The organism is Massilia sp. UYP34 (assembly GCF_056279385.1).
Genome location: NZ_JBWBRF010000004.1, coordinates 211,511 through 235,648 on the forward strand (window position 1 = coordinate 211,511; position 24,138 = coordinate 235,648).

23 protein-coding genes, 1 tRNA gene and 1 pseudogene are annotated in these 24,138 nt (G+C 65.9%); 12 read left to right on the top strand and 13 right to left on the bottom strand.

Annotated elements, in window-relative coordinates; genetic code table 11:
* Nucleotides 1–292: 292 nt before the first annotated feature.
* Nucleotides 293–1,138: an alpha/beta hydrolase gene (locus tag ACZ9AQ_RS09785; RefSeq protein ID WP_429203570.1), complete on the bottom strand. Its 846-nt coding sequence runs from the start codon at nucleotides 1,136–1,138 to the stop codon at nucleotides 293–295.
* Complete coding sequence (locus ACZ9AQ_RS09790) at nucleotides 1,135–1,362, bottom strand: hypothetical protein (RefSeq protein WP_005665113.1); 228 nt, start codon at nucleotides 1,360–1,362, stop codon at nucleotides 1,135–1,137. Before ACZ9AQ_RS09790 ends, ACZ9AQ_RS09785 begins: the two co-directional genes overlap by 4 nt.
* 148 nt (nucleotides 1,363–1,510) lie before the next feature.
* Between ACZ9AQ_RS09790 and ACZ9AQ_RS09795 the strand changes: the two genes are divergently transcribed.
* The 4 genes from ACZ9AQ_RS09795 (at nucleotide 1,511) to ACZ9AQ_RS09810 (ending at nucleotide 4,541) form a co-directional block, all read left to right on the top strand.
* Nucleotides 1,511–2,488 (top strand): LysR family transcriptional regulator, encoded by a 978-nt coding sequence (locus ACZ9AQ_RS09795; protein ID WP_429203571.1) that lies wholly within the window; start codon nucleotides 1,511–1,513, stop codon nucleotides 2,486–2,488.
* 61 nt (nucleotides 2,489–2,549) lie between these two features.
* Entirely contained in the window at nucleotides 2,550–2,996 is a 447-nt protein-coding gene (locus ACZ9AQ_RS09800) for an Mpo1 family 2-hydroxy fatty acid dioxygenase (protein WP_429203572.1), read from the top strand.
* Nucleotides 2,997–3,102: 106 nt separating this feature from the next.
* Entirely contained in the window at nucleotides 3,103–4,041 is a 939-nt protein-coding gene (locus tag ACZ9AQ_RS09805) for a DMT family transporter (protein WP_429203573.1), read from the top strand.
* Nucleotides 4,038–4,541 carry a GNAT family N-acetyltransferase gene (locus ACZ9AQ_RS09810; protein WP_429203574.1) on the top strand — a complete coding sequence of 168 codons (504 nt, stop codon included), beginning with the start codon at nucleotides 4,038–4,040 and terminating at the stop codon, nucleotides 4,539–4,541. The genes ACZ9AQ_RS09805 and ACZ9AQ_RS09810 overlap by 4 nt, the downstream gene beginning before the upstream one ends.
* A 295-nt stretch (nucleotides 4,542–4,836) precedes the next feature.
* Here ACZ9AQ_RS09810 and hutI read toward each other — a convergent pair whose 3' ends face one another.
* From hutI to ada, 9 genes are all read right to left on the bottom strand, one after another.
* A complete protein-coding gene (gene hutI, locus ACZ9AQ_RS09815; protein ID WP_429203575.1) occupies nucleotides 4,837–6,066 on the bottom strand; it encodes an imidazolonepropionase in 1,230 nt (409 codons plus the stop codon).
* Complete coding sequence (locus ACZ9AQ_RS09820) at nucleotides 6,059–6,664, bottom strand: HutD/Ves family protein (protein ID WP_429203576.1); 606 nt, start codon at nucleotides 6,662–6,664, stop codon at nucleotides 6,059–6,061. The genes hutI and ACZ9AQ_RS09820 overlap by 8 nt, the downstream gene beginning before the upstream one ends.
* Nucleotides 6,661–8,043 carry a formimidoylglutamate deiminase gene (locus ACZ9AQ_RS09825; RefSeq protein ID WP_429203577.1) on the bottom strand — a complete coding sequence of 461 codons (1,383 nt, stop codon included), beginning with the start codon at nucleotides 8,041–8,043 and terminating at the stop codon, nucleotides 6,661–6,663. Before ACZ9AQ_RS09825 ends, ACZ9AQ_RS09820 begins: the two co-directional genes overlap by 4 nt.
* Nucleotides 8,040–8,828 carry an N-formylglutamate deformylase gene (gene hutG, locus ACZ9AQ_RS09830; protein WP_429203578.1) on the bottom strand — a complete coding sequence of 263 codons (789 nt, stop codon included), beginning with the start codon at nucleotides 8,826–8,828 and terminating at the stop codon, nucleotides 8,040–8,042. The genes ACZ9AQ_RS09825 and hutG overlap by 4 nt, the downstream gene beginning before the upstream one ends.
* A 21-nt stretch (nucleotides 8,829–8,849) precedes the next feature.
* Nucleotides 8,850–10,382: a histidine ammonia-lyase gene (gene hutH / locus ACZ9AQ_RS09835; protein WP_429203579.1), complete on the bottom strand. Its 1,533-nt coding sequence runs from the start codon at nucleotides 10,380–10,382 to the stop codon at nucleotides 8,850–8,852.
* Between the two features lie 23 nt (nucleotides 10,383–10,405).
* Nucleotides 10,406–12,127, bottom strand: coding sequence for a urocanate hydratase (gene hutU, locus ACZ9AQ_RS09840; protein WP_429203580.1), 1,722 nt, complete (start codon nucleotides 12,125–12,127; stop codon nucleotides 10,406–10,408).
* A gap of 175 nt (nucleotides 12,128–12,302) precedes the next feature.
* On the bottom strand, nucleotides 12,303–13,997 hold the full coding sequence (locus ACZ9AQ_RS09845; RefSeq protein ID WP_429203581.1) for an amidohydrolase: 1,695 nt from the start codon (nucleotides 13,995–13,997) through the stop codon (nucleotides 12,303–12,305).
* 81 nt (nucleotides 13,998–14,078) lie between these two features.
* Complete coding sequence (locus ACZ9AQ_RS09850; protein ID WP_429203582.1) at nucleotides 14,079–14,777, bottom strand: 2OG-Fe(II) oxygenase; 699 nt, start codon at nucleotides 14,775–14,777, stop codon at nucleotides 14,079–14,081.
* Nucleotides 14,774–15,862, bottom strand: coding sequence for a bifunctional DNA-binding transcriptional regulator/O6-methylguanine-DNA methyltransferase Ada (gene ada, locus ACZ9AQ_RS09855; RefSeq protein ID WP_429203583.1), 1,089 nt, complete (start codon nucleotides 15,860–15,862; stop codon nucleotides 14,774–14,776). Before ada ends, ACZ9AQ_RS09850 begins: the two co-directional genes overlap by 4 nt.
* A 155-nt stretch (nucleotides 15,863–16,017) precedes the next feature.
* Here ada and hutC point away from each other — a divergent pair, with 155 nt between their 5' ends.
* The 8 genes from hutC (at nucleotide 16,018) to ACZ9AQ_RS09895 (ending at nucleotide 22,617) form a co-directional block, all read left to right on the top strand.
* Complete coding sequence (gene hutC, locus ACZ9AQ_RS09860; RefSeq protein WP_429203705.1) at nucleotides 16,018–16,719, top strand: histidine utilization repressor; 702 nt, start codon at nucleotides 16,018–16,020, stop codon at nucleotides 16,717–16,719.
* A gap of 146 nt (nucleotides 16,720–16,865) precedes the next feature.
* Complete coding sequence (locus ACZ9AQ_RS09865) at nucleotides 16,866–17,276, top strand: response regulator (RefSeq protein ID WP_429203584.1); 411 nt, start codon at nucleotides 16,866–16,868, stop codon at nucleotides 17,274–17,276.
* Nucleotides 17,277–17,505: 229 nt separating this feature from the next.
* Nucleotides 17,506–17,832: a thioredoxin TrxA gene (trxA, locus tag ACZ9AQ_RS09870; protein WP_005665082.1), complete on the top strand. Its 327-nt coding sequence runs from the start codon at nucleotides 17,506–17,508 to the stop codon at nucleotides 17,830–17,832.
* 130 nt (nucleotides 17,833–17,962) lie between these two features.
* Nucleotides 17,963–19,225, top strand: a complete 1,263-nt coding sequence (gene rho, locus ACZ9AQ_RS09875) for a transcription termination factor Rho (RefSeq protein ID WP_005665081.1) — start codon at nucleotides 17,963–17,965, stop codon at nucleotides 19,223–19,225.
* Nucleotides 19,226–19,570: 345 nt separating this feature from the next.
* Nucleotides 19,571–19,840 carry a type B 50S ribosomal protein L31 gene (locus ACZ9AQ_RS09880; protein WP_429203585.1) on the top strand — a complete coding sequence of 90 codons (270 nt, stop codon included), beginning with the start codon at nucleotides 19,571–19,573 and terminating at the stop codon, nucleotides 19,838–19,840.
* A 111-nt stretch (nucleotides 19,841–19,951) separates the two neighbouring features.
* Nucleotides 19,952–21,673, top strand: coding sequence for an ArnT family glycosyltransferase (locus tag ACZ9AQ_RS09885; protein ID WP_429203586.1), 1,722 nt, complete (start codon nucleotides 19,952–19,954; stop codon nucleotides 21,671–21,673).
* A gap of 267 nt (nucleotides 21,674–21,940) precedes the next feature.
* Nucleotides 21,941–22,408 (top strand): hypothetical protein, encoded by a 468-nt coding sequence (locus tag ACZ9AQ_RS09890; protein WP_429203587.1) that lies wholly within the window; start codon nucleotides 21,941–21,943, stop codon nucleotides 22,406–22,408.
* Nucleotides 22,409–22,532: 124 nt separating this feature from the next.
* Nucleotides 22,533–22,617, top strand: a tRNA-Leu gene (locus ACZ9AQ_RS09895).
* An 841-nt stretch (nucleotides 22,618–23,458) separates the two neighbouring features.
* On the opposite strand, the pseudogene ACZ9AQ_RS09900 reads toward ACZ9AQ_RS09895, so the two are convergent.
* Both ACZ9AQ_RS09900 and ACZ9AQ_RS09905 read right to left on the bottom strand, forming a co-directional pair.
* Nucleotides 23,459–23,572 (bottom strand): annotated as a pseudogene (locus tag ACZ9AQ_RS09900) (single-stranded DNA-binding protein); the annotation flags it as partial.
* 53 nt (nucleotides 23,573–23,625) lie between these two features.
* Entirely contained in the window at nucleotides 23,626–23,772 is a 147-nt protein-coding gene (locus ACZ9AQ_RS09905) for a dual OB domain-containing protein (protein WP_429203588.1), read from the bottom strand.
* Nucleotides 23,773–24,138 lie beyond the last annotated feature (366 nt).

Below are 24,138 nucleotides of genomic sequence, written 5' to 3' on the forward strand. Positions count from 1 at the left end.
CGTGGAAAAATTTCAGGGAATGGGTAAAACGCAGCCGGTCAGTTCATGCCGGCGGCGTCGGGCCTAGGCCCGGGGAGAGTCGCGCGCTGCGTGCAACCGCCGGCCACGTGCCCGTTCGTTGTGCTGCATGGCGACCCTCCATTGAAAATTGACGCTTAATTACTCGCACAAACTGCGAAAGACGCAGTCAAAGCGATTCCCTCACCAGTGCACTTGGCGCTGGCGTCTTGCGATGCGATTGGTTTTACCCGGCCGGCGCGGCCAGGCATTGGAATTGACTGGTGCTGAGCGGTCAGGCGCCCCCGCGCCCTTCCAGCCGCGCGAGGAAGCTGGAAATTTCGAGCGTTGCCTGCACCTTGCAGGCGCACTCGTTGCGTCCATTCGGATCCTGCAGGTCGGGTGCGGCCATGCGCCGCACGGTGGTACGGATGCCGGCGTTGATCAGCTTGGCCCCGTATTGTTCAGCCTCATCGCGTAATGGATCGTCCTCGGCCGACAGGATCAGCGCCGGCGCGAGGTTCTTGAGGCGGCTCGAATGCAGCGGCGCCGCATACGGATGCGAGCGGTCGGCCGCGTGCGGCAGGTAGCCGCGGTAGGCGGCCGCGCACACGGCGGCCGCCTTCTCGCGATCGGCGCAATACGTCATCTGGCGCATCGACCCGGTGGACAGGGCCGGGTCGAGCATCGGCATGACCAGGATCTGGCCGGCCAGGGCCGGGCCGCCACGGTCGCGCGACATCAGCGCGCACACCGCCGCGAGGTTGGCGCCGGCTTCGATGCCGGACGTGACCAGCAGCTTGCCGTTCCAACCCAATTTGGTCTTGTTCTTCTTGGCCCATTGCAGCACCGCGTGGGCGTCCTCGACCGCGGCCGGGAACGGCTGCACGGTCGCCAGCGTATAGGTGGAGGCCAGCACCAGCGGCAGGTGATCGCATTCGGCCAGGCTGCGCAGGAAGTCGTCGCACTCGTCCAGGTCGCCACTGTCGAAGCCGCCGCCATGGAAGTGCACCACCAGCAAATCGCGCTTGGCGGCCGGGCCGGCGGCATACAGCCGTGCGGCCAGCGGGCCGGCGGCGCCGCCGACCTCGAGCTCGCGCACCTTGAGGGTGCGGTCGAGGGCCGCTGGCACCGCGTTCATCGGGCGGCCCCCTGTTTCTGGAGCTGGACGATGCGTTCATCGACGTCGGCGCAGTCACCCGCGCAGCTCATCTGCATTTCCAGCGACAGTGCATGGAAGCCACGCGCCTCGGCGCCGGCGGCGCGCGAGTAGGCATCGGTGCAGAGCAGTGCCGCCAGTGCGACGCCGCTCAGGGCGACTGCGACCGTGGTAAAGATTCCGTTCTGAATGTTCCGATGGCTCATGGCCTGCTCCGTCTTCCTGGTAAATATATGTTGCGATGCACACATAATAGTCTTCATCTACAATCAGATAAAGATGGCAATGCCGAATTGATTGTTCAGATTGCTGAACAATCGCTGCATTTTTTCCCTTTGATCCGGAGAGCAGGACATGAACAAACTCCAGGCCATGGAAGTCTTCGTGCAAGTGGTGGACGCGGGCAGCTTCACGCGCGCGGCCGAAACCTTGCAGTTGCCCAAGGCAACAGTGTCGACCCTGGTACAGGCGCTGGAAGCTTCGCTGGCCTCCAAGCTCCTGCACCGCACAACACGTCACGTGTCGGTCACGTCGGACGGCGCCGCCTATTACGAGCGCTGCGTGCGCATCCTGTCCGACGTGCGCGACGCCGAGGAATCGCTGTCGCGCCACCGCTTCAGCCCCAGCGGACGGCTGCGGGTGGATACGCCGACCGGCCTGTCGACCGAGATCCTGATTCCCTCCCTGCCCGATTTCTTCGAGCGCTATCCGGACATTACGCTCGAGCTCGGCACCACCGACCGCCCGGTCGACCTGATCGAGGAAGGCGTCGATTGCGCCGTGCGCGCCGGCGAATTGCTCGATACCAACTTGATCGCGCGCCGCGTCGGGGTGATCAACTTCGTCACCTGCGCCTCCCCCGCCTATGTGGAACGCTACGGCATGCCCATGCACCCGCGCGACCTGGAACGGCACCGCTGCGTGAACTATTTCTCGGCAAAGAACGGCAAGATCTCCAACTGGGACTATACCCGCGACGGCGAGCGGATCGACATGACCTTGCCCGGGGTGATCGCCCTGAACGATTCGGGCGCCTATATCCAGGCCGGCCTGTCGGGGCTGGGCGTGATCAACATGACCGATTACCTGCTCAACGAGCACCTAGCCACTGGCAAGATGGTGCGCCTGCTGCCCGAATGGCGCTGCGACCCGCTGCCGGTGCACGTCGTCTATCCGCACAACCGCCACCTGTCGGCCAAGGTGCGGGTGTTCGTCGAATGGATCTCGGAACTGTTCGCGAACCATCCGAACCTGCGCCTGCAGCCGGCCGACACCGCGGCGCCCGTGCCGCCACTGCCGTCAAGCGCGCGGCCAGCCGGACAAGGCGATTGAAGGGCACGAGGTGGCCTGAAGCGGGCGTAGAATCGGCGACACGACTACCGGAGACGCCGTCATGGAATTGACTTCTACGCCGCGCGAGATCGACGTTCTGCTGGCCCGCTATGGCGAGAGCCACCGCCATCCCGTCAACGAACTGATCCACTTGGTCTGCATCCCGGCCATCGTGTTCAGCCTGGTGGGCATCCTGTGGGCAATTCACCCGGTCGTGCCCCTGGCCGTCGTGGCCGCCGCGCTGGCCTATTACGCCAGGCTGTCCAGGCCGTTCGCACTCGGGATGGCGGCGATGGCCGCCGCGATGCTCGGGCTGCTGAACATGCTGCCGGAGGGCGCCGTGCTGGTCACCTCGATCGGGGTGTTCGTGCTGGCCTGGATCGGGCAATTCATCGGCCACCATATCGAGGGCAAGAAACCGTCGTTCTTCGACGACCTGCGCTTCCTGCTGATCGGGCCATTGTTCGTGCTGAGCTTTTGCTACCGGCGCGTTCGTCTGCGCTGGTAGGGTCGGCGGCGTGGTCGCCAGCCCGACGTTGCTATTTGGACACAAAATTTCAGCGCCCCAAGGAAGATGCCGCCAGGAACAAAGCGGGAGGACTATACTCCCGCGGATGTCCTCTCCCGTCCTCTTCATCGTCGCCTCGCTGATCTGGGGTTCGACTTTCTGGGCCATCACCTTACAGCTGGGACATGCCGCTCCCGCCGTGTCGGTGGCCTACCGTTTCTTCCTGGCCGCCGCCGCCCTGTTCGTCATCTGCCTGGTGCGCCGCGACAGCCTGCGCCTGCCCTGGCGCACCCATCGCTGGATGGCGCTCCAGGGCGGGTTGACCTTCGGCATCTCGTATATCTGCACCTATGCATCGGAGCAGCACATCGTGTCCGGCCTGGTGGCGGTGATGTTCGCGCTGATGGTGTTCTGGACGCCGATCTGGAGCCGCATCTTCTTCGGCACGGCGGTCACGGGCCGCACCTGGGCCTGCGGCGCCGTCGCCACCGTCGGCGTGGCCCTGCTGTTCTGGCACGCGATCGGCGATGCCTGGCAAGAAATCAAGACGGGCGGCGACGGCCACTTCCTGGCCGGCGTGGTGCTGGCGCTGGCCGCCACCATGGCCAGCTCGGCCGGCAGCATCGTGGTCAACAAGGTCAAGGAACACTCTTCCAACCTGCCGCTGACGATGGCCTGGTCGATGCTGTGGGGCGCGTCGATGGTGGCGCTATGGTCGCTTGCCAACGGCAACGCCTTCACCCTGCCCGCGAGCCCCACCTACTGGGCGGGCCTGGTCTACCTGTCGATCTTCGGCTCGGTCATCGCCTTCTTTGCCTATTTCACGCTGATCGGCCGCATCGGCGCCAACAAGGCCGTCTACATCGGCGTCGTCACGCCCGTGCTGTCGGTGCTGCTGTCGGTCCAGCTCGAAGACTACCGCCCCGGCCCCCTCGAATTCCTGGGCATGGTGCTGTGCCTGGCCAGCGTCGCCTGGGCCGTGCGCGCGCCTGCCGCCAGGAGCGTAAAGGCCGCTAACCTGAACAATCTGATCGAATCGCCATGAACCTGCATACCGCCTTCTCCATCCGTCCCGCCCAGCCGCAAGACGTCGCCCACATCCATGCCATGATCGTGGAGCTGGCCGTGTTCGAGAAACTCGAACACCTGGTGGTCGCCACCGAAGCCCTGCTGCACGAAGGCCTGTTCGGCGCGCATCCGTCGTGCGAAGCAATCGTCGGCACGGAAAACGGCGAAGTCGTCACCTTCGCCCTGTTCTTCCACAATTTCTCGACCTTCCTCACCAGGAAGGGTCTGTACCTGGAAGACCTGTACGTAAAACAAGCGCATCGCGGCAAGGGCTATGGCACGCAGATGCTGCAACGCCTGGCGCAGCTGGCGGTCGAACGTGGCTGCGCACGTTTCGAATGGTCGGTACTGGACTGGAACGAGCCGGCCATCCAGTTCTACAAGGCGATGGGCGCGGACGTCATGCCGGACTGGCGCATCTGCCGCGTCACCGGCGACAGCCTGGTGTCGCTCGCGCAGCGCCGCCAGGTCCCATAGAGGCGGCAGACAAACGCGACGCACAAAGAAAAGCCCACGGGCCTTGGCACCGTGGGCAAACCCATTTTGGCAAATGGGGAGGGGAGATGGGAATCACATGAATGACTATAGTTGGCCATTCTTAATGATCCATTAAGGCTTACATTTGCTTACCGCTGCAACTGTCGCAGTAACGGTTCGTTGTTATTGCGCGTTGAATCCATCATCTGCCAGGTGCAAAAGCCAGACTTGAGGGCGATCAATCGCCTACCCACTGTGGCTGTGGGTGTTGCGGCAAGGGTACAAATATTGCCGACTAGGCAGGGAGATGGGGCGCGCGCAGGACCCCGCCGTTGACCACGGCCTGGCAGGGATTGAAGCCGATCGCGTACGCCAGGTCGGCGGGACGGGCGATCTTCCACAAGGCCAGGTCGGCGCGCTTGCCGACCGCCAGAGTGCCGATCTCGGCCTGCAGGCCCAGGGCCCGCGCGCCATGCGCGGTCGCGCCGAGCAGGGCTTCCTGCGGCGTCAGGCGCCACAGGGTGCACGCCATATTCATCGCCAGCAGCAGCGACGTCATCGGCGAGGTGCCGGGGTTGCAGTCGGTGGCCACCGCCATCGGCACGCCGGCGTCGCGCAGCGCGCCGATCGGCGGCATCACGGTCTCGCGCAGGAAGTAATAGGCGCCAGGCAGCAGCACCGCCACGGTGCCGGCTTGCGCCATCGCCGCGACGCCCTGCGGACCCAGGTGTTCCAGGTGGTCGGCCGACAGGCCTCGGTAGCGCGCCACCAGCGCCGCCCCGCCCTGGTCCGACAGCTGCTCGGCGTGCAGCTTGAGCGGCAGGCCGAGCTTGCGCGCGGCGTCGAACACGCGCTCGGCCTGGGCGCGCGTGAAACCGATCCGTTCGCAGAAGGCGTCCACCGCGTCGACCAGGCCTTGCGCGGCCAGCGCCGGCAGCATGCGCTCGCAGACCTCGAGCACGTAGTCGTCCTGGCGGCCGGCGAATTCCGGCGGCAGCGCATGCGCGCCGAGGAAGGTGGTCGCCACCCGCACCGGCAGCAGCTCGCCGATGCGGCGCGCGGCGCGCAGCATGCGCTCTTCGGCCCCGTATTCGAGGCCGTAGCCGGATTTGATCTCGAGCGTGGTCACGCCCTCGGCCAGCAGGGCGCGCACGCGCGGCAGGCTGGCCGCGACCAGGTCGTCGATGCCGGCCGCGCGCGTGGCGCGCACGGTGGACATGATGCCGCCGCCCTGGCGCGCGATGTCCTCGTAGCTGGCGCCATTCAGGCGCGCTTCCCATTCGTCGCTGCGGTTGCCGGCGTGGACCACGTGGGTATGGCAGTCGACCAGGCCCGGCGTCATCCAGGCGCCGCCGCAATCGTGCACCCGGCTGGCCTGCGGGGCGTCGGCGCGCTTGCCGATCCAGGCGATGCGGCCATCCTTCACCGCCAGCGCGGCGTCCGGCAGCTCGCCGTAGCCGTTCTCCATCGTCGCCAGGTGGACGTTGGAAAACACGCAGTCAGGCCGACCTTCCATGTCAATCATACATCGCCTCGTCGTCGTCCTCGGAGTAGTAATGGACGTCGACGATGAAGATGGTGGCCTGCCCCGCTTCCAGCGACCACACCGTGCCCTGGTCGAGGATCACGGCGTCGTAGCGCACCAGGCCGATGCGCTCGTCGTCGCTGGCCAGCTGCAGGCTGTCGCCCTCGGCCAGGAACAGCACCGTGACCTCGGCGCGCGCCACGAAGGTGGAGTCGCCGCTCAGGCGGCGCCGCCCGAACTGGTGCCAGCAGCGCTCGCTGCGCGACATGACGTTGAAGTCCAGGGTCGGCCCGCGATTGAGCCGGGCCTGCACTTCGGAATCGCCGTCGAACGCGATCACGGGTTCGGCGTCGCTGATCAGGGTCGGCTCGCCGTCGATCTGCAGGGTCAGGCCATGGCCGTCGACCAGCGCCAGGGTGCGGTCCACGCCGGGAAAGCGCGAGAACGCGCCATCCTCGGCGATGGTCGCCAGGCTGACGCGCCAGTCGAAATCGTCGAAGCCGGCTTCAGGCGGGCCGATCGCGATCTCGATCGTGCTGCCGCCGCCGTTCTTCCACGGCACCGGGGACAAGCCTGCAAAGGGAATCAAGACAGTCATTTCGCCACCTCCTGGGACACTGCGCGCAACTCCTTCAGCGCCTGCCGGTAACGCCCGGCGATCGCCTCCTGCGCCATGTGGCGCCCGTTCTCGACCACCCAGCGGCCGCCGCACAACACGTCGCGCACCAGGTTGTCGTTGCCACAGAATACAACACGTCCGAGCACTTCGGCCTCAATGATGCCATCGAGATTCGGATGATCGTCGTCCAGCACCAGCAGGTCGGCGCGGCTCCCGGCCTCGAGCCGGCCGACGCGCCGCCCCGCGGCGGCCGCGCCGCCGCCAAGCGCAGCCTGCCACAGGAAGTCGGCCACGGCGCGCTGGCCGGGCGTGTGCGCCACGTTGCGTTGCTGGTGCCGCAGGCGCTGGCCGTACTCGAGCCAGCGCAGCTCTTCCACCGGGCTTTGCGACACGTGGCTGTCGCTGCCGATGCCGAAGCGGCCGCCGGCGGCGATGAAGGGCGCCAGCGGGAACAGCCCGTCGCCCAGGTTGGCCTCGGTGGTCGGGCACAGGCCGGCGACCGCGTGGCTGGCAGCCAGCGCCGCGACTTCCGCCTCGTTCAAATGGGTCGCATGCACCAGGCACCAGCGCGCATCGAGCGCGACGTGGTCCATCAGGTATTCGACCGGCCGCCGCCCGGCATGCGCCAGGCACTGCTCCACCTCGCCCTGCTGCTCGGCGATGTGGATGTGCAGCGGACGCCCCGCCGGCAGGCCGCTCGCCAGCGCCCGGATCTGGGCGATGCTGGCGGCGCGCAGCGAGTGCGGCGCGGCGCCGACCTCCAGCTGGCCGCCGCGCAGCGGGCCCAGGGCCTCGACGATGCCGAGCACCTCGTCGACGTTCGTGCGAAAGCGCGCCTGCGCCGGCGCCAGCGGCTGTTCGCCGAAGCCGGCGTGGCTGTACAGCACCGGCAGCAGGGTCAGGCCCATGCCGGCCGCCTGCCCCGCCGCCGCCACGCGCCCGGCCGTCTCGGCCGGGCGCGCATAGGCGGCGCCATCGACGTCGCGCTGCAGGTAGTGGAACTCGCACAACGCGGTGTAGCCGTGGCGCAGGCACTCGGCGAACAGCTGGGCCGCGATGGCTTCGATCTGGCTTGGCGTGATGCGGGCGGCGAAGCGGTACATCAGCTCGCGCCAGGTCCAGAAGCTGTCCGGCCCGTCGCCGGCGCGTTCGGTCAGGCCGCCCAGCGCGCGCTGGAAGGCATGCGAATGCAGGTTGACCATGCCGGGCAGGACGTATTGCGCCTGCTGCGCGCCGGGGGCGGCGGTGGCGCCGGGCGCCACCCGGGTCAGGTCGCCATTCGCATCCCATTCGAGCAGCACGTCGCGCTGCCAGCCCTGCGGCAGCAGCGCATGGCGCGCGAACAGGGACCTTGTCATGAACGCACCCAGTTCACCGCGGCCGCGACCATGTCGCGCAGCAGCGGCTGCAACTGTCCGGCGACGTCGGGCAGATAGTCGAACGGCGGCGCCTCGTCCATGTACAGGCACTGGCATTTCTCGAGCTGGATCGCGTGCACGCCGCGCGCCGGCTGGCCGTAGTGGCGCGTGATGTGGCCGCCCTTGAAGCGGCCGTTCAGGGCGATCGTGTAACGCTCCTGCGCGCGCGCCACGCCGAGGACGGCCTCTTCGAGTCCAGGGTCGCAGGACTTGCCTTCGGCGGTGCCGAAGTTCAGGTCCGGCAGCTTGCCTTCGAAAAAGCGCGGCACGACCGAGGCGATCGAATGCGCTTCCCACAGCACCACGCGGCCATGCTCGGCCTTCAGGCGTTCGAGTTCGGCGCGCAGCTGTTCGTGATAGGGCCGCCAGTAGCGCGCCAGGCGCCGCTGCACTTCCTGCGCATCGGGCTCCATGCCCTCTTTGTAGAGCCGCTCGCGGTCGAAGGTGTCGAGCGGGCACAGGCCGGTGGTGTCCAGGCCCGGATACAGGTTGGTGTTCTCGGGCGGGCGGTTCAGGTCGATCAGGTAGCGCGACCAGCGCGCCGAGATGGTCGAGACGCCCATCTCGTCCAGGAAGCCATACAGCTGCGGCAAGTGCCAGTCGGTGTCGGCGCGCGCCGCGGCGCAGGGCGCCAGCGTGTCGGCCACCTCGTCGGGAATGTCGGTGCCCGCATGCGGCATCGACACCAGCATGGGAAGCCTGCCTGCCTTGAACCGGAACTCCATCGCGACTCCTATGGTAAGAATTTACGGGTGCAGCACGGTGAACAACTCCTTGCACGACGCCGACAGCGCGCCGTCGACCACCAGCCTGCGCGCGGCCTCGATGTCGGGCGCGAAGAAGCGGTCGGCGTCGTAGGGGGCGACGTGCCGGCGCAGCTGGGCATGCACCGACTCCAGCGTCTCCGAGCTCCTGAGCGGGCGGTGGAATTCGATTCCCTGGCTTGCCGCCAGCAGCTCGATCCCGACGATGACCGCCGTATTGTGCGCCATCTGGTCGAGACGGCGCGCAGCGAAGGTCGCCATGCTCACGTGGTCTTCCTGGTTGGCCGACGTCGGCAGGCTGTCGACGCTGGCCGGATGGGCCAGCGACTTGTTTTCGGAGGCCAGCGCGGCGGCGGTGACGTGGGCGATCATGAAGCCCGAGTTCAGTCCCGGCTCGCGCACCAGGAAGGCCGGCAGGCCGGACAGGTTGGCGTCGATCAGCAGCGCGATGCGGCGCTCGGCCAGCGCGCCGATCTCGGCGATCGCCAGCGCCAGCGTGTCGGCGGCGAACGCCACCGGCTCGGCGTGGAAGTTGCCGCCGGATATGATTTCTCCGCCCTCGAACAGGAGCGGATTGTCGGTCACGGCGTTGGACTCGATCAGCAGGGTGCGGCCGGCGTTGGCGATCAGGTCCATCACGGCGCCCATCACCTGCGGCTGGCAGCGCAGGCTGTACGGGTCTTGCACCCGCTCGTCGCCCACCAGGTGCGAGGCGCGGATCGCGCTGCCGGCCACCAGTTCGCGGTAGATCCTGGCCGCGGCGATCTGGCCCGGCTGGCCGCGCACCGCGTGGATGCGCGCATCGAACGGCGCATCGCTGCCGCGCGCCGCATCGACCGACAGCGAGCCGGTGACCATCGCCGCCTCCAGCAGGCGTTCGGCCATGAACAGGCCGTGCAGCGCCAGCGCGGTCGAGACCTGGGTGCCGTTGATCAGGGCCAGCCCTTCTTTCGCCGCCAGGGTAACCGGCGCGATGCCGGCCGTACGCAAGGCGTCGGCGGCGTCCACCAGCACGCCGTCGTGGCGCACCTGGCCCACGCCCAGCATCGCCAGCGTCATGTGGGCCAGCGGCGCCAGGTCGCCCGAGGCGCCCACCGAGCCCTGCGCGGGGATGGCCGGCATGATGTTGGCGTTGTACAGGGCGATCAGGGTCTCGACGATGATCGGCCGCACGCCAGAATAGCCGCGCGCCAGGCTGCCGATCTTGGTGAGCAGGATCAGGCGCACGATCGGGTCGGGCAACAGCTCGCCGGTGCCGACCGCGTGCGACAGGATCAGGTTGCGCTGCAGGGTCGCCAGCTGCTCGATCGGGATATGGGCCTTGGCCAGGATGCCGAAGCCGGTGTTGATGCCATAGGCCGGGTCGCCCTTGGCGACGATGGCGTCCACGGTGGCGGCCGAGGCCGCGATGTCGTGCCAGGCCCTGGCGGCCAGGTCGAGGCGCCGGTGGCCGGCCCAGACGGCGCGCAGGTCGCCGAGCGCCAGTTCGCCGGGTTGCAGGGTGAGGCGTTGCATAGTGTCGTTCATGATTGCTACGTTTATTTGATCATTGGAAGGTTCAGGCCATTGCGCCTGGCGCAGTCGATGGCGCTTTGATAGCCGGCGTCGGCGTGACGCATCACGCCCGAGGCGCTGTCGTTGACCAGCACCCGCGCCAGGCGCCTGGCCGCGGCGTCGGTGCCGTCGGCCACGATCACCATGCCGGAATGCTGCGAGTAACCCATGCCCACGCCGCCGCCATGGTGCAGCGAGACCCAGGTGGCGCCGCCGGCCGTGTTCAGCAGGGCGTTCAGCAGCGGCCAGTCCGAGACGGCATCGGTGCCGTCGCGCATGGCCTCGGTCTCGCGATTCGGGCTGGCCACCGAGCCGGTGTCGAGGTGGTCGCGGCCGATCACCACCGGCGCCTTCAGTTCGCCCGTGCGCACCATCTCGTTGAAGGCCAGGCCGGCCAGGTGGCGCTCGCCCAGGCCCAGCCAGCAGATGCGCGCCGGCAGGCCCTGGAAGGCGATCCGGTCGCGCGCCATGTCGAGCCAGCGGTGCACCCGCGCGTCGTGCGGGAACAGTTCCTTGATTTTCGCGTCGGTTTTATGGATGTCTTCCGGGTCGCCCGACAGCGCCACCCAGCGAAACGGCCCGCGGCCCTCGCAGAACTGCGGCCGGATATAGGCCGGCACGAAGCCCGGAAAGTCGAAGGCGTCCTGCACGCCCTCGTCCTTGGCCACCTGGCGGATATTGTTGCCGTAGTCGACGGCATGGGCGCCCATGGCCTTGAAGTCGAGGATCGCGCGCACGTGCACGGCGCAGGAGCGCGCCGCTTCTTTGCGCAGGCGCGCGTGCTGGCCCGGGTCCTGCTGCGCCGCCTTCCACGCTTCCACGCTCCAGCCGATCGGCAGGTAGCCGTTGACCAGGTCGTGGGCCGAGGTCTGGTCGGTGACGAGGTCGGGCACCAGGCCGCCCTCCTGCGCGCGGCGCACCAGCTCCGGCAGCACCTCGGCCGCATTGCCGAGGAGGCCGATCGAGACCGCCTCGCGCGCGTCCTTGTGTCGGCGCACCATGGCGAGCGCCTCGTCGATGTCGCGCGCCTGCCGGTCCAGGTAGCGGGTGCGCAGGCGGAAGTCGATGCTGCTCTGCTGGCATTCGACCGTCAGCGAGACGGCGCCGGCGAAGGTCGCCGCCAGCGGCTGGGCGCCGCCCATGCCGCCCAGGCCCGCGGTCAGCACCCAGCGACCTGCCATGTCGCCGCCGAAGTGCTGGCGGCCGGCCTCGGCGAAGGTTTCATAGGTGCCCTGCACGATGCCCTGGGTGCCGATGTAGATCCAGCTGCCGGCCGTCATCTGGCCGTACATGAACAGGCCCTTGCGATCGAGTTCGTTGAAGTGTTCCCAGTCGGCCCATTTCGGCACCAGGTTCGAGTTCGCCAGCAGCACGCGCGGCGCATCCGGGTGGGTCTGGAACACGCCGACCGGCTTGCCGGACTGGATCAGGAGGGTCTGGTCGTCCTCGAGCGTGCGCAGCGAGGCCAGGATCTGGTCATAGCACGCCCAGTTGCGGGCGGCGCGGCCGATGCCGCCATAGACCACCAGGCGCTGCGGGTTTTCCGCGACCTCGGCGTCGAGGTTGTTCTGGATCATGCGGTAGGCGGCTTCGGTCAGCCAGCTCTTGCAGCTGAGCTGGCTGCCGCGCGGGGCCTGGATGATGCGCGCAGGGTCGAAACGGGGGTCTGGATCAGCTGCGTCGAGGCGGGGCGAATCGGTGGTCATGGCGGCTCCTTCGGTCGGGGATACGGCGCGCACTACCCTCGCGCGCCGCAAAGCTGCTCTGAAGTCTAAGTTGTCTATACAACCAAGTCAACGCATTTATCGGCTTCGCTATCGTGCCGGATGACCGCGCTGCCAACCATCGCCGCGTCGGCGGGAAACCCGCCGACCCTACGACTCATTTCTTGAATACCTGGCGCCCTGCCACCCAGGTTTCCAGCACGCCAGTCTTGTGGATGTCGTAGGTCGGCATGCGGAACAGGTCCTGGTCGATCACGATGAAGTCGGCCTGCTTGCCCGGCTCCAGCGAACCCAGGTCTTTTTCCTGGTGCCCGGCATACGCGGCATCCAGCGTGAAGCAGCGGAAGGCTTCCTTGAGCGACATCGCCTGGTTCGGATACCAGCCGGCCACCGGCTCTCCTTGCGCGTCCTGGCGCGTGACGGCGGCGTGGATGCCGAAGAACGGGTTCGGCGACTCGACCGGGAAGTCCGAACCGCAGGCGATGCGCGAGCCCTGGTGCAGGAAGCTGCGCCAGGCGTAGGCGCCCTTGATGCGATCGGGTCCGATGCGGGTTTCGGCCATGTTCTTGTCCGACGTCGCGTGGGTCGGCTGCATCGACGGGATGATGCCCAGCGTCTTGAAGCGCGGGATGTCGGCAGGCGTCACGACCTGGGCGTGCTCGATGCGGTGGCGCGGGTTTTCGCCGCCCTTGCCGCTCCTGGTGGCAGCCAGCTCCTTCCGGTAGATGTCGAGGATCTGCTTGTTGCCGGCGTCGCCGATCGCATGGACGTTGACCTGGTAGCCCTTGCGCATGGCCTTGGCCATCATGGCGTCCATCTGCGCGGCCTTGTAGAACAGCAGGCCGTGCGAGTGCGGTTCGTCGCTGTACGGCTTGATCAGGGCCGCGCCGTGGCTGCCCAGGGCGCCGTCCGAATACAGCTTGACGGCGCGCAGCGCATACATGCCGTTGCCGTAGTCCTTCAGCGGACCTTTCATCGCCAGCTGGTCGAAGTCCTTGTCGGTGCCGGCGATCATGCCGTACACGCGGGTGGTCAGCTTGCCGTCGTCGGCATAGGCGCGGTACAGGCGGTCCTGGGCCACGTCGACGCCGGCGTCGTGCACGCTGGTCAGTCCCACGCGCGCCAGTTCACCGAGTGCGCGGTCGAGCATGACGCGTCCCTCGGCCTCGGTCTGCTGCGGCAGCACCTTCGTCAGCAATTCCTGGGCGGTGTCGACCAGCACGCCGGTCGCCTCGCCATTGGCGTCGCGCACGATCCTGCCGCCGACCGGGTCCGGGGTCGATCTGGTGATGCCGGCCAGCGCCAGCCCGCGGCTATTGGTCCAGCCGGCATGGCCGTCGACGCGCTCCAGCCATACCGGGCGGTCTTTGATAACGCCGTCGAGTTCCTTCGCGGTCGGGAAGCGGCCCAGCTTCCAGTTTTCCTGGTTCCAGCCGCGGCCGCGGATCCATTGGTGGCCGGGATTGGCGCGCGCATAGTCGCCGATCGACGCCAGGGCGCCGTCGAGCGAGGTGCTGCGGAACAGGTCGAGCTGGGTCAGTTGCTGGCCCAGGCCGAACACGTGGCCGTGGGCGTCGATCAGGCCCGGCAGCAGGGTGCGCCCCCCCATGTCGATGCGCCTGGCGTTCGGCGCCCTGGCGGCGACGTCGGCGCCGCCCCCGACGGCGACGATGCGGCCCTTGTCGTCGAAGGCGAGCGCCGTGAACCGGACCAGCTCACCCTTCCCGTTCAGGGTATAGCCGTTGGCGTTGTCGACCAGGGTGGCGGCATGTGCCGACAGGCTGCCGAGGGCAGCCAGGACGAATAGGGAGCACTTCAGGGAACACTGCAGGGGTGACTGGCGCGCGCGCATGCTTTTCTTCTCTCCGATAGATGTGTTTCCGCGCTTCGTGGGCACGGTGTGGAGAGTGTACTGCATGAGGGCGGCGGCTCTTCAGGTCGCGTCGTGGAAGATGATGCCCAGGGTATGGCGCAGCCCTCGCCGCACCCGGCTCACGCCATGCCGCATCGACACCCGGTAGACGCCACGCGTTCCCTGCACCGGCCGCTGATTGACGGCGAAGACGACGGCGTCGCCCTGATCGAGGCTCACGACTTCGGCGCGCGACTGCATGCGCGGCCGCTGCTCGGTAAGCACGAATTCGCCGCCTGCGAAATCCTCGCCGGGACGCGACAGCAGCACCGCCACCTGCAACGGGAACACCTGCTCGCCATACAGGTCCTGGTGCAGGCAGTTGTAGTCACCCGCGCGGTAGCGCAGCAGCAGCGGCGTCGGGCGCAGCTGGCCGGCCGCGTGGCATTGCGCGAGGAAGTCGGCATGCTCGCCCGGGAAGCGCACGTCCAGCCCGAGCGCGGCCTGCCAGCGGTTGGCGATGCGCGCCAGCGGCGGATACAGGGTGGCGCGAAGCAGGGCCAGCGGCTCCGGCAGCGGATACCCGAAATACTGGTATTCGCCGCGCCCGAAGCCGTGGCGCTCCATCACCACCCGGCTGCGAAAGCGCTGCGGTTCGTCGTAGGCGGCAATGAAGCGCGCGCAGTGGCGCGCATCGAGCAGGCCCGGAATCACCGCGCAGCCGGCGTCGTCGAGCTGGACGCCGACATCATCCCAATCGATCGTGCCCGCCGTGCTCATGCTTTCGCCTCGCGCTCGAGCAGCGCGCGCTTGCGCTCGATGCCCCAGCGATAGCCGGACAGCGCGCCGCCGGTGCGCACCACGCGGTGGCAGGGAATCGCCACCGCCACCGGATTGGCGGCGCAGGCCCCGGCCACGGCGCGCGCGCCACCGGCCAGGCCGACCCGTTCGGCCAGTTCGGCGTAGGTCACGGTGTGGCCCGGGGCAATCGCGCGCAGGGCCTGCCACACGCGCTGCTGGAAGGCGGTGCCGCGCACGTCGAGCGGCAGGTCGAGGCCGATGCGCGGCTGCTCGACCAGGCCGATCACCAGCGCCACGGTGCGCTCGAAGCCTTGTTCCGCGCCGCGCAGCTCGGCCCTGGGAAAGCGCGCCTGCAGGTCTTGCACGAGCGGCTCCGGCTGGTCGCCGATCAGGATCGCGCAGATGCCACGCCCGGTGGCCGCGACCAGGATGGCGCCCAGCGAACATTCGGCCACGGCGAAGCGGATCGTTTCGCCGCGCCCGCCGGCGCGGTAGTTCGACGGCGCCATGCCCAGCACCTCGCTCGACGCCGCATAGAAGCGCCCGCTGGAGCCATAGCCGGCGCCGTACAGGGCGTCGGTGACCGAGGCGCCGCGCGCCAGTTCCTGGCGCACCCGGGCGCCGCGCCGGGCCGCCGCATAGGCCTTGGGCGTGATCCCGGTTTGGGCCTTGAACACGCGGTGGAAGTGGAAGCGGCTCATGCCGGCGGCCTGGGCCAGCGTGTCGAGGTCCGGTTCGTCGCTCGACTCCTCGATCAGGCGGCAGGCGCGCGCCACCGCGTCCGCCTGGCGCTCGGCCAGCGGCGGCAGGTGCGGCGTGCAGCGCAGGCAGGGCCGGAAGCCCGCCGCCTCGGCCGCCTGGCTGCTGGCGTGGAAGGCGACGTTGGCGCGGCGGGCGGCACGCGACGGGCACGAGGGCCGGCAATACACGCCGGTGGTGCGCACCGAATAAAAGAAACGGCCGTCGGCGGCGGCGTCGCGGCGCCGCACGGCATCCCAGCGCGCGTCGTCGTCGTCCTGGTGGTCGTTCGGCTTGCTGTCGTGGTGTTTCAAGGCTGTCGTCATGGCCGTGCTCCTTCGTCGGTAGCGCCATCCTGGGCCCTGCGCCGGCGCCCCGCACTCCGGGTCTTGCTTTCGAATCCCCGATGCTAGAATCGGGCGTGGCCCCGGAGGCCAGGCATTCGGAGATTGAGTTGGAAGCACAGATCGCGCAAGACAGCATGCAGGAAAAGTCGCCCATTTTCCAGCAGATCAAGGATTACCTGGTTGGCGAAATCGCCTCCGGACGCTGGAAGGAAGGCGAGCTGGTGCCGTCGGAGCAGGCGCTGGTGCGCCAGTTCGGCGTCTCGCGCATGACCGTCAACCGCGCCGTGCGCGAACTCACGGCCGAGCAGGTGCTGGTGCGGCGCCAGGGCTCGGGCACCTACGTCGCCCCCCAGAAGTACCAGGGCACCCTGGTCGAGATCCGCAACATCGCCGACGAGATCCGCGCGCGCGGCAAGCTGCACGCCAGCCGCGTGCTGGCGCTGGAGGCCAGAAGCGCCGACGACACCCTGGCCGCCGAGTTCGAGCTGGAGCCGGGCGCCACCCTGTTTCACTCGCTGATCATCCACTTCGAGAACGAGGCGCCGGTCCAGCTCGAAGACCGCTGGGTCAACCCGGCCTGCGCCCCGGCCTACCTGGAGCAGGATTTTTCCCGCATCACGCCCAACGAGCACCTGATGGCGACCGCGCCGCTGCAGGGGGCCACCTATACGATCGAGGCCCAGCCGGCGCCGGCGGACGAGGCGCGCCTGCTGGCGATCGAGGCCGGCGCCCCGTGCCTGGTGCTGCACCGGCGCACCACCTCGGCCGGCCGCGTGGCGTCGGTGGCCACCATGTGGCATCCGGGACATCTGGCGCGCTTCACCGGCAGCGTCTGATCAATCATGACGGAATCGGACAACCCGGCTTGCCAGTTTTTCGCGATAATGGCCGTGGATCCGATTTACCCATGTCAGCCAAGTACTCAACCGGGAACGAATGTGAATTCTGGCAGCCAACAACACGTTTATTTGCGGGTGAGTACTTGACGTCGCACCTGCCTCCCGTCGCCGCCGCCTCGCCCTGCGCGCAACCGCGCGTGCTGGTGCTCGACGACGACCAGCTGCTGCTGGAGGTGATGCGCGAGATGCTGGCGGCGTGCGGCCCGTGCGAGATCATCCTCGAAGTCGATGCGCGCCAGGCCCTGGCCCGGCTTGGCGACGCCATGCCCGACGTCCTGATCTGCGACCTGGTGCTGCCCGAGATGGACGGCATCGAGTTCCTGCAGGCCGCGGCCAGCCATGGCTACGCCGGCAAGGTGATCCTGTTGTCGGCCCTCGAGGACGGAGTGCGCGAGGCCGCCGCCGGTCTGGCGCGCGCGCTCGGCCTGCGCGTGGTGGGCGCGTTTCGCAAGCCGCTCACGCCCGCACAATTGCGTGATGCGCTGGCGTGTTGAGATTTTGTACAAAGCCCTGAACACTTTTTAAAAAAATGGGGTATTATTCGCCTCATTCCCCGCCTGACACCCTCTAGCCGTTCTTCCAATATTGAAATTCGCACACAGTGCCTCCACCATTGTGTAGCAGCAATATTGGCAAGGCAGTACACACGGTAGCCGGTTGAGACTCCCCGCATGACTTGTCTCAAGGCGTTAATAACGATTCTTACCTCACATTGAGGAAACCATGAGCGAAAACATCAAACACATCAGCGATGCATCCTTCGAAGCCGACGTGCTCAAATCCGAGCAGCCGGTGCTGGTCGATTTCTGGGCCGAGTGGTGCGGCCCTTGCAAGATGATTGCCCCAATCCTGGAAGAAGTGGCCAAGGAATACGCTGGCAAGATCACGATCGCCAAGATGGACGTCGACGCGAACCAGGCCGTACCGGCCCAGTTCGGCATCCGTGGCATCCCGACCCTGATCCTGTTCAAGAACGGCCAGGTCGCAGCCCAGAAAGTCGGCGCCGTCGCCAAGGGTCCGCTGACCGCTTTCATCGACAGCAACATCTGATCCAAGTAATATAACGGTGACGGCGCGCCCGCGCAGTCGCCAGTTTTGGCCGGGAGTCACCCTCCCGCCTTGATTAACCCACGCAGTTCCCTCCCCTACCACATTCACCCGTCACGGGTCACCCACACACATGCATTTATCTGAACTGAAGGCGATGCACGTTTCCGCGCTGCTGGAAATGGCAATCGGCCTCGACATCGACAACGCAGCCCGCCTGCGCAAACAGGAACTGATGTTCGCGATCCTGAAGAAGCGCGCGAAACAGGGCGAACAGATCTTCGGCGACGGCGCCCTTGAGGTCTTGCCGGACGGTTTCGGCTTCCTGCGCTCGCCGGACGCGAGCTACATGGCTTCGACCGACGACATTTATATCTCGCCGTCGCAGATCCGTCGTTTCAACTTGCATACGGGTGACTCGATCGAAGGCGAAGTACGTACGCCGAAGGACGGCGAGCGCTATTTCGCCCTGGTCAAAGTCGACAAGGTCAACGGCGAATCGCCGGAAGCCTCGAAGCACCGCATCCTGTTCGAGAACCTGACTCCGCTGCACCCGAACGAGCCGCTGCGCCTGGAGCGCGACATGAACGGCGCCGAGAACATCACCGGCCGCATCGTCGACCTGATCTCGCCGATCGGCAAGGGCCAGCGCGGCCTGCTGGTGGCCTCGCCCAAGTCCGGCAAATCGGTCATGCTGCAGCACATCGCGCATGCGATCACCGCGAACCACCCCGACGTGACCCTGATCGTGCTGTTGATCGACGAGCGTCCCGAAGAAGTGACCGAGATGCAGCGTTCGGTGCGCGGCGAAGTCGTCGCCTCGACCTTCGACGAACCGGCCACCCGCCACGTGCAGGTCGCCGAGATGGTGCTCGAGAAAGCCAAGCGCCTGGTCGAAATGAAGAAGGACGTGGTCATCCTGCTGGACTCGATCACCCGCCTGGCGCGCGCCTACAACACCGTGATCCCGGCCTCGGGCAAGGTGCTGACCGGCGGCGTCGACGCCAACGCGCTGCAGCGTCCGAAGCGCTTCTTCGGCGCCGCCCGTAACGTCGAGGAAGGCGGCTCGCTGACCATCGTCGCGACCGCGCTGATCGAGACCGGCTCGCGCATGGACGACGTGATCTACGAAGAATTCAAGGGCACCGGCAATATGGAAGTGCACCTGGAACGCCGCCTGGCCGAGAAGCGCGTCTATCCGGCGATCAACCTGAACAAATCGGGCACCCGCCGCGAAGAGCTGCTGATCAAGCCCGACCAGCTGCAGAAGATCTGGATCCTGCGCAAGCTGCTGTACTCGATGGACGAGATCGAGGCGATGGAGTTCATCCTCGACAAGATGCGCGCGACCAAGAACAATGTCGAGTTCTTCGACATGATGCGCCGCGGCGGCTGATCCGCCTGCGACAATCGCGCGAAAGCGGCCTGCGGGCCGCTTTTTTGTTGTGTGAGCATTGCCAAGGCCATCTCACCGATATCGCTCGCACGTCGTTCCCGCCCCAAGGCCTTCGCGCTACAGGTCAGGTTAAACATCACCACGACGCATGCACACTTGGGTTCCCGCCTTCGCGGGAACGACGTTCATAGGCCGACAATGAATGCGTAGTGTTTGCCTGGTGCGAAAAACCGCTTTATAATCGCCGGTTCAGTCCAACCCCTGGCAAGTGATCGGCAATCGGGTCAAGAAGCTGTGCGACCGACGAAGTGCTGTTTGGCTACCAACTCAATAGAAAGCAGAACCATGAAGACCGATACCCATCCAGATTACCGTGAAGTCGTGTTCCACGACCTGTCGTGCGACTTCAAATTCGTGACCCGTTCGACCATCAACACCCGCGAAAAGATCACCCACGAAGGCAAAGAATACCCACTGGTCAAGATCGAGGTGTCCGCTGAGTCGCACCCGTTCTTCACCGGCAAGCACAAGATCGTCGACACCGCTGGCCGCGTCGAGAAGTTCCGCCAGAAGTTCGGTGCAGTCGGCTCGAAGACCTCGGTCGCCAACGGCTAATTGCCGCAGTAGAATCTTCGAAGCCCACGGGCTTCGCCGAAGAAGCCGCCTCCGCGGCTTCTTTTTTTTCGCAGCTATACTACGCAGTTATTCCATCCACCTGATTTACCGATGAAACCAGTCCGTCTTCCCGCCGCCGCCACTCTGGCGCTGCCCCGCTGGGCCCTGCTCGCGCTGGGCATGCTGTATATCCTGCCCGGCATTATCGGCCGCGATTTGTGGAAGGAAGACGCGGGCAGCTTCGGCATCATGTGGACCATGGCGCATGGCGGCCTGGATGACTGGCTGTACCCGAACATCGCCGGCCTGGCCAGCGTCGACGAGGGGCCGCTGGCCTTCTGGCTGGGCGCCATCTGCATCAAGCTGTTCGGCTGGATCCTGGGCGACGTGTTGGCCGCGCGCGTCTCGACCATCGCCATCTTCGTGCTGGGCACGACATCGCTGTGGTACACCGCCTTCCACCTTGGCCGACGCGCCGAGGCGCAGCCGCTGCGCCTGGCCTTCGGCGGCCAGCCCGAGCCCAACGATTATGGCCGCACGCTGGGCGACACCGCCGTCCTGATCTACCTCGGCAGCCTGGGCCTGCTGCTGCAAAGCCACCTGACCCTGGCCGCCACCCTGCAGGGCGCGCTGCTGGCTTATTTCCTGTACCGCGCCGTGCGCTACGTCGAGCACACCAGCACCCGCAACGCGGTGCTGGTCGGCCTCGCCCTGGGCGCCCTGACGCTGACCCAGGGCTTCCTGCCGCCGCTGGTGCTGATCGTGGCCCTGTTCGCCTGCACCCGCTACCTCGACATGCCTGCCGGCCAGGCGCTGCGCCACCTGCTGGTGGCGGCCGGCGTCGGCTTCGGCCTGACTCTGGTGTGGGTCCTGCCCGCCATCGTCATGCAGCCGTATGGCCTGCCGCCGGTGGCCGACTGGCTGGCCTGGAACGGGGCCCAGTTCGGCGTGCCTGGCTGGGTTGCGGTGAAGACCTTCTTCCGCATCGGGGTCTGGTTCTTCTGGCCGGCCTGGCCGTTCGCGATCTGGGCGGTCTGGGCCTGGCGCCGCCAGCAGCAGATGCTGCACATCGTGCTGCCGGTGTTCTTCTTCCTGGCCCTGGTGCTGCAGCTGCTGTGCGACCCGGTGCCCGAGAACAGCGACTTCCTCAAGATGCTGCCGCCGCTGGCCCTGATGGCCGCCTTCGGCCTGCCGACCATGAAGCGCGGCGCGATCAACGCCATCGACTGGTTCTCGGTGATGGTGCTGACCATGCTGGGCGCCGCCATCTGGCTGTTCTGGATCGCCAAGCTGACCGGCTGGCCGGCCCAGCTGGCCAAGAACGCGCTCAAGCTGGTGCCCGGCTTCACGCCGGAAATCGGCATCGTCACCTTCACCGTGGCGGCCGCCGCCAGCGTGGGCTGGGTGATGCTGGTGCACTGGCGCCTGTCGCGCCAGCCGGCGGTGCTGTGGCGCGCGGTGGTGCTGTCGTCCGGCGGCCTGATCCTGCTGTGGGTGCTGTTGATGACCCTGTTCCTGCCGGACCTGAACTACAGCAAGAGCTACGCCGGCGTGGCCCAGCAGATCGCGGCGCGCCTGCCGGCCGACACCGACTGCATCGAAACCAATGTCGGCCCGGCCCAGCGCGCCTCGCTGGCCTATTACGGCCGCCTGCCCTTCGTTAGCCTGGCCGGCGGCACGTGCAACTACGTGCTGCTGCAGGACAGCCTGCGCAACCGTAACGACCGCGCACTGCTGCGCAAATGGGGCGTGCGCAACACGGTCCCGCTGTGGGAAGGCCGGCGCGCCTCCGACCGCGACGAGCGCTTCAGGCTGTTCCGCCGCACCCGGTAAAACATGCACCTCGACAAGCCGCACGATGATGCGGCTTGTTCACTTATAAGGGTTGCGGGCAATGAACTTCACCTGTGCGCGGCGAGTGTTGCCAATATGAGAACCTGACTGCAAAGGATGCGTGTTTGCGCGGAGTCAAACACTAGCCCGGACCGCTCGTCACAATCGAATCGACACGACTGAATGCCCAGGCTAAATGGTTGTTGCGCTAGTTGGATAGTAGCAAGACAAGGACCGTTGCACAGAATGCTGTGAGGAGAGATCACCATGAAGAGTGTAACGTTTTCAGAAATCGTGCGTGTCCGGGAGCGACCCGGATTTCTGCGGCGCATCGACACCTGGCGCCAGTCCCTGCCCTGGGCGCTGACCATGCTGGGCGGCCTGCCGCTGCTGGTGCTGGTGATGCATGTGATCGACCCCGACACGCCGCTGCCCTACCTGGTATTGCCGGCCATCGTGGGCGGCCTGTTGCCGGTATATATGCTCGGGCCTGGCCGCTTCGAGATGCGCACCCGCTTCGACGCCCACTACATGATCAGCACGCTCGACGAAGCGCTCGGCGCGCTGGGCTACCGGCGCACCGCCACCGACAGCACCAGCATCCGCTACTTCCGTCCGCGCCCCTGGCTGCGCGGACAAGAAGGCGCGATCAATGTCGCGGTGCGCGAGCACGTGCTGGAGATCGTCGGACCGGTGGGAAGCTTGCGGCTGTTGCAGCACCGGATCGCGCGCTGAGCGGCCGGCGCCGGTGCTCGCCTGGCGCCTCGTGCAGGGGCGACCTGATGCCGAGTTGTGCTAATTGCTTGCGCACACTGGTCAGTTGCGCGCGCCATGTGCTAAGATGCGCCCCTGCTATTGGGCCTCTGTGGCGGAATTGGTAGACGCACTTGACTCAAAATCAAGCGCCGTAAGGCGTGCCGGTTCGATTCCGGCCGGAGGCACCATTACCTTGTAGCAACATGTACCACTGAACAGCAAAACCCGCGTTTCTCATAGAGAGCGCGGGTTTTTTGTTGCGCTACGTTGTGCCTTCAAACACTACCCCATGCGGAAGACTTGGGTGAATCGCCACATCGGTTGTGTCCCATAGCTGATCCTCAAGCGGGAGTGAGGCAGGACCTATGCAATCCTCGATCTTCTCCTCCAGCTTGTCCAATACGGCCATCAGGAGGTCAATGATTTTCTGATCGGCCGCATTCATAGTCCTCACGAGGTTTTGGCGGTACTAAGGATTAGCGCGGGACACTTACTTTACAGGGGGAGTCCCTTGTAGAATGCAGCTAAGCATAAAGTTATCAATGGAACAACAATGCGACGATCTATGCGAAGAACAATGCTTCCTCGCTGGTTTTTGACGATAATGGTCATAGCGTGGGTCCTTTATATGGGTGACGCTGACTGCAGTTAGTAAATAAGGGACCGTGGGCCGCGAACCCTCGGTCACTTCGCTTCAAGAGCTATATCCAGCTCTATCACGCTACCCGACTCTAAACCTCCGAACTACCCCTTCTGTGTGTCGGGCACCCTTATTATGAGGCCGACAAAAACTGTTATCCACAGCCCGAGGTCGACTAAGACCTAAGTTTGCGCCTAGGCGTAGGTACAAATTGTGTTGTAATTTTGTCCTTCGGGATCTCCGAAAAGGTCGTTTTCCACTCTATAAACGCGTCTTTCTATCCAAGATCGCGACAGCTCCAAGTACGCTCAGGAAGTAATGGCTGAAGTCGGCAAAGACGGCGACTATGTAGTCGAAGGTCTTCCGGTCCTGCTCTTCGATCTTGACTAGATTGCCTTGTGGCCACCCAGCATCTGCATGTTTTCAGCGATGATGTCGGTGGCGTAGCTCTCGATGTTGTCCTTGTCGGTGTACTTGCGGGTCTGCAGGCGGCCTTCGAGAAAAAAGCCGGGTTGCCCCGGCCTGCTTTAAGCTACCAGATAGCTACCAGCTACCACTATTCGATGAGCCGAACAATACAGTAGAGAGGGCCGTAGTAGAGAAGAACCGGGCGAACCCACTGGTTCGTTCCCAATATCTTTCCAGCAACGCACCGACCTCCTGGTTTCCTAGAGGACGCAAGTATCAAGACTGTCTCAGGCATAATTGCTTTTATGAAATATTGAAAGGTCGGTCAGGGGTTACCTGTAATTGCATTCCTTTCAATTCATTTTTTGAAATATTGCCTCATGACGGGTTGCAGCTACGGCCTGTAGTGGTCATATCGATCAGCCAAAGGGACCGGGGACCGGTTGATGAGCTTGATGGGTAGCAGAATTAAGACGTGGCCAAGGTAGCGGCTAGTACGCCTTTGCGTTCAGTCATTGCCCATGATACCCCGGGCTGCCGGTAGCATGAGCGCAGGTCGTTTGATCGCATGTATGTGCCGACATGCAGGAAGTGCAATACAGATAGGTTTTTGTTGGTATTTATGTTGGTACTTTTGACGCTTACGCTTATGTTTCATAGG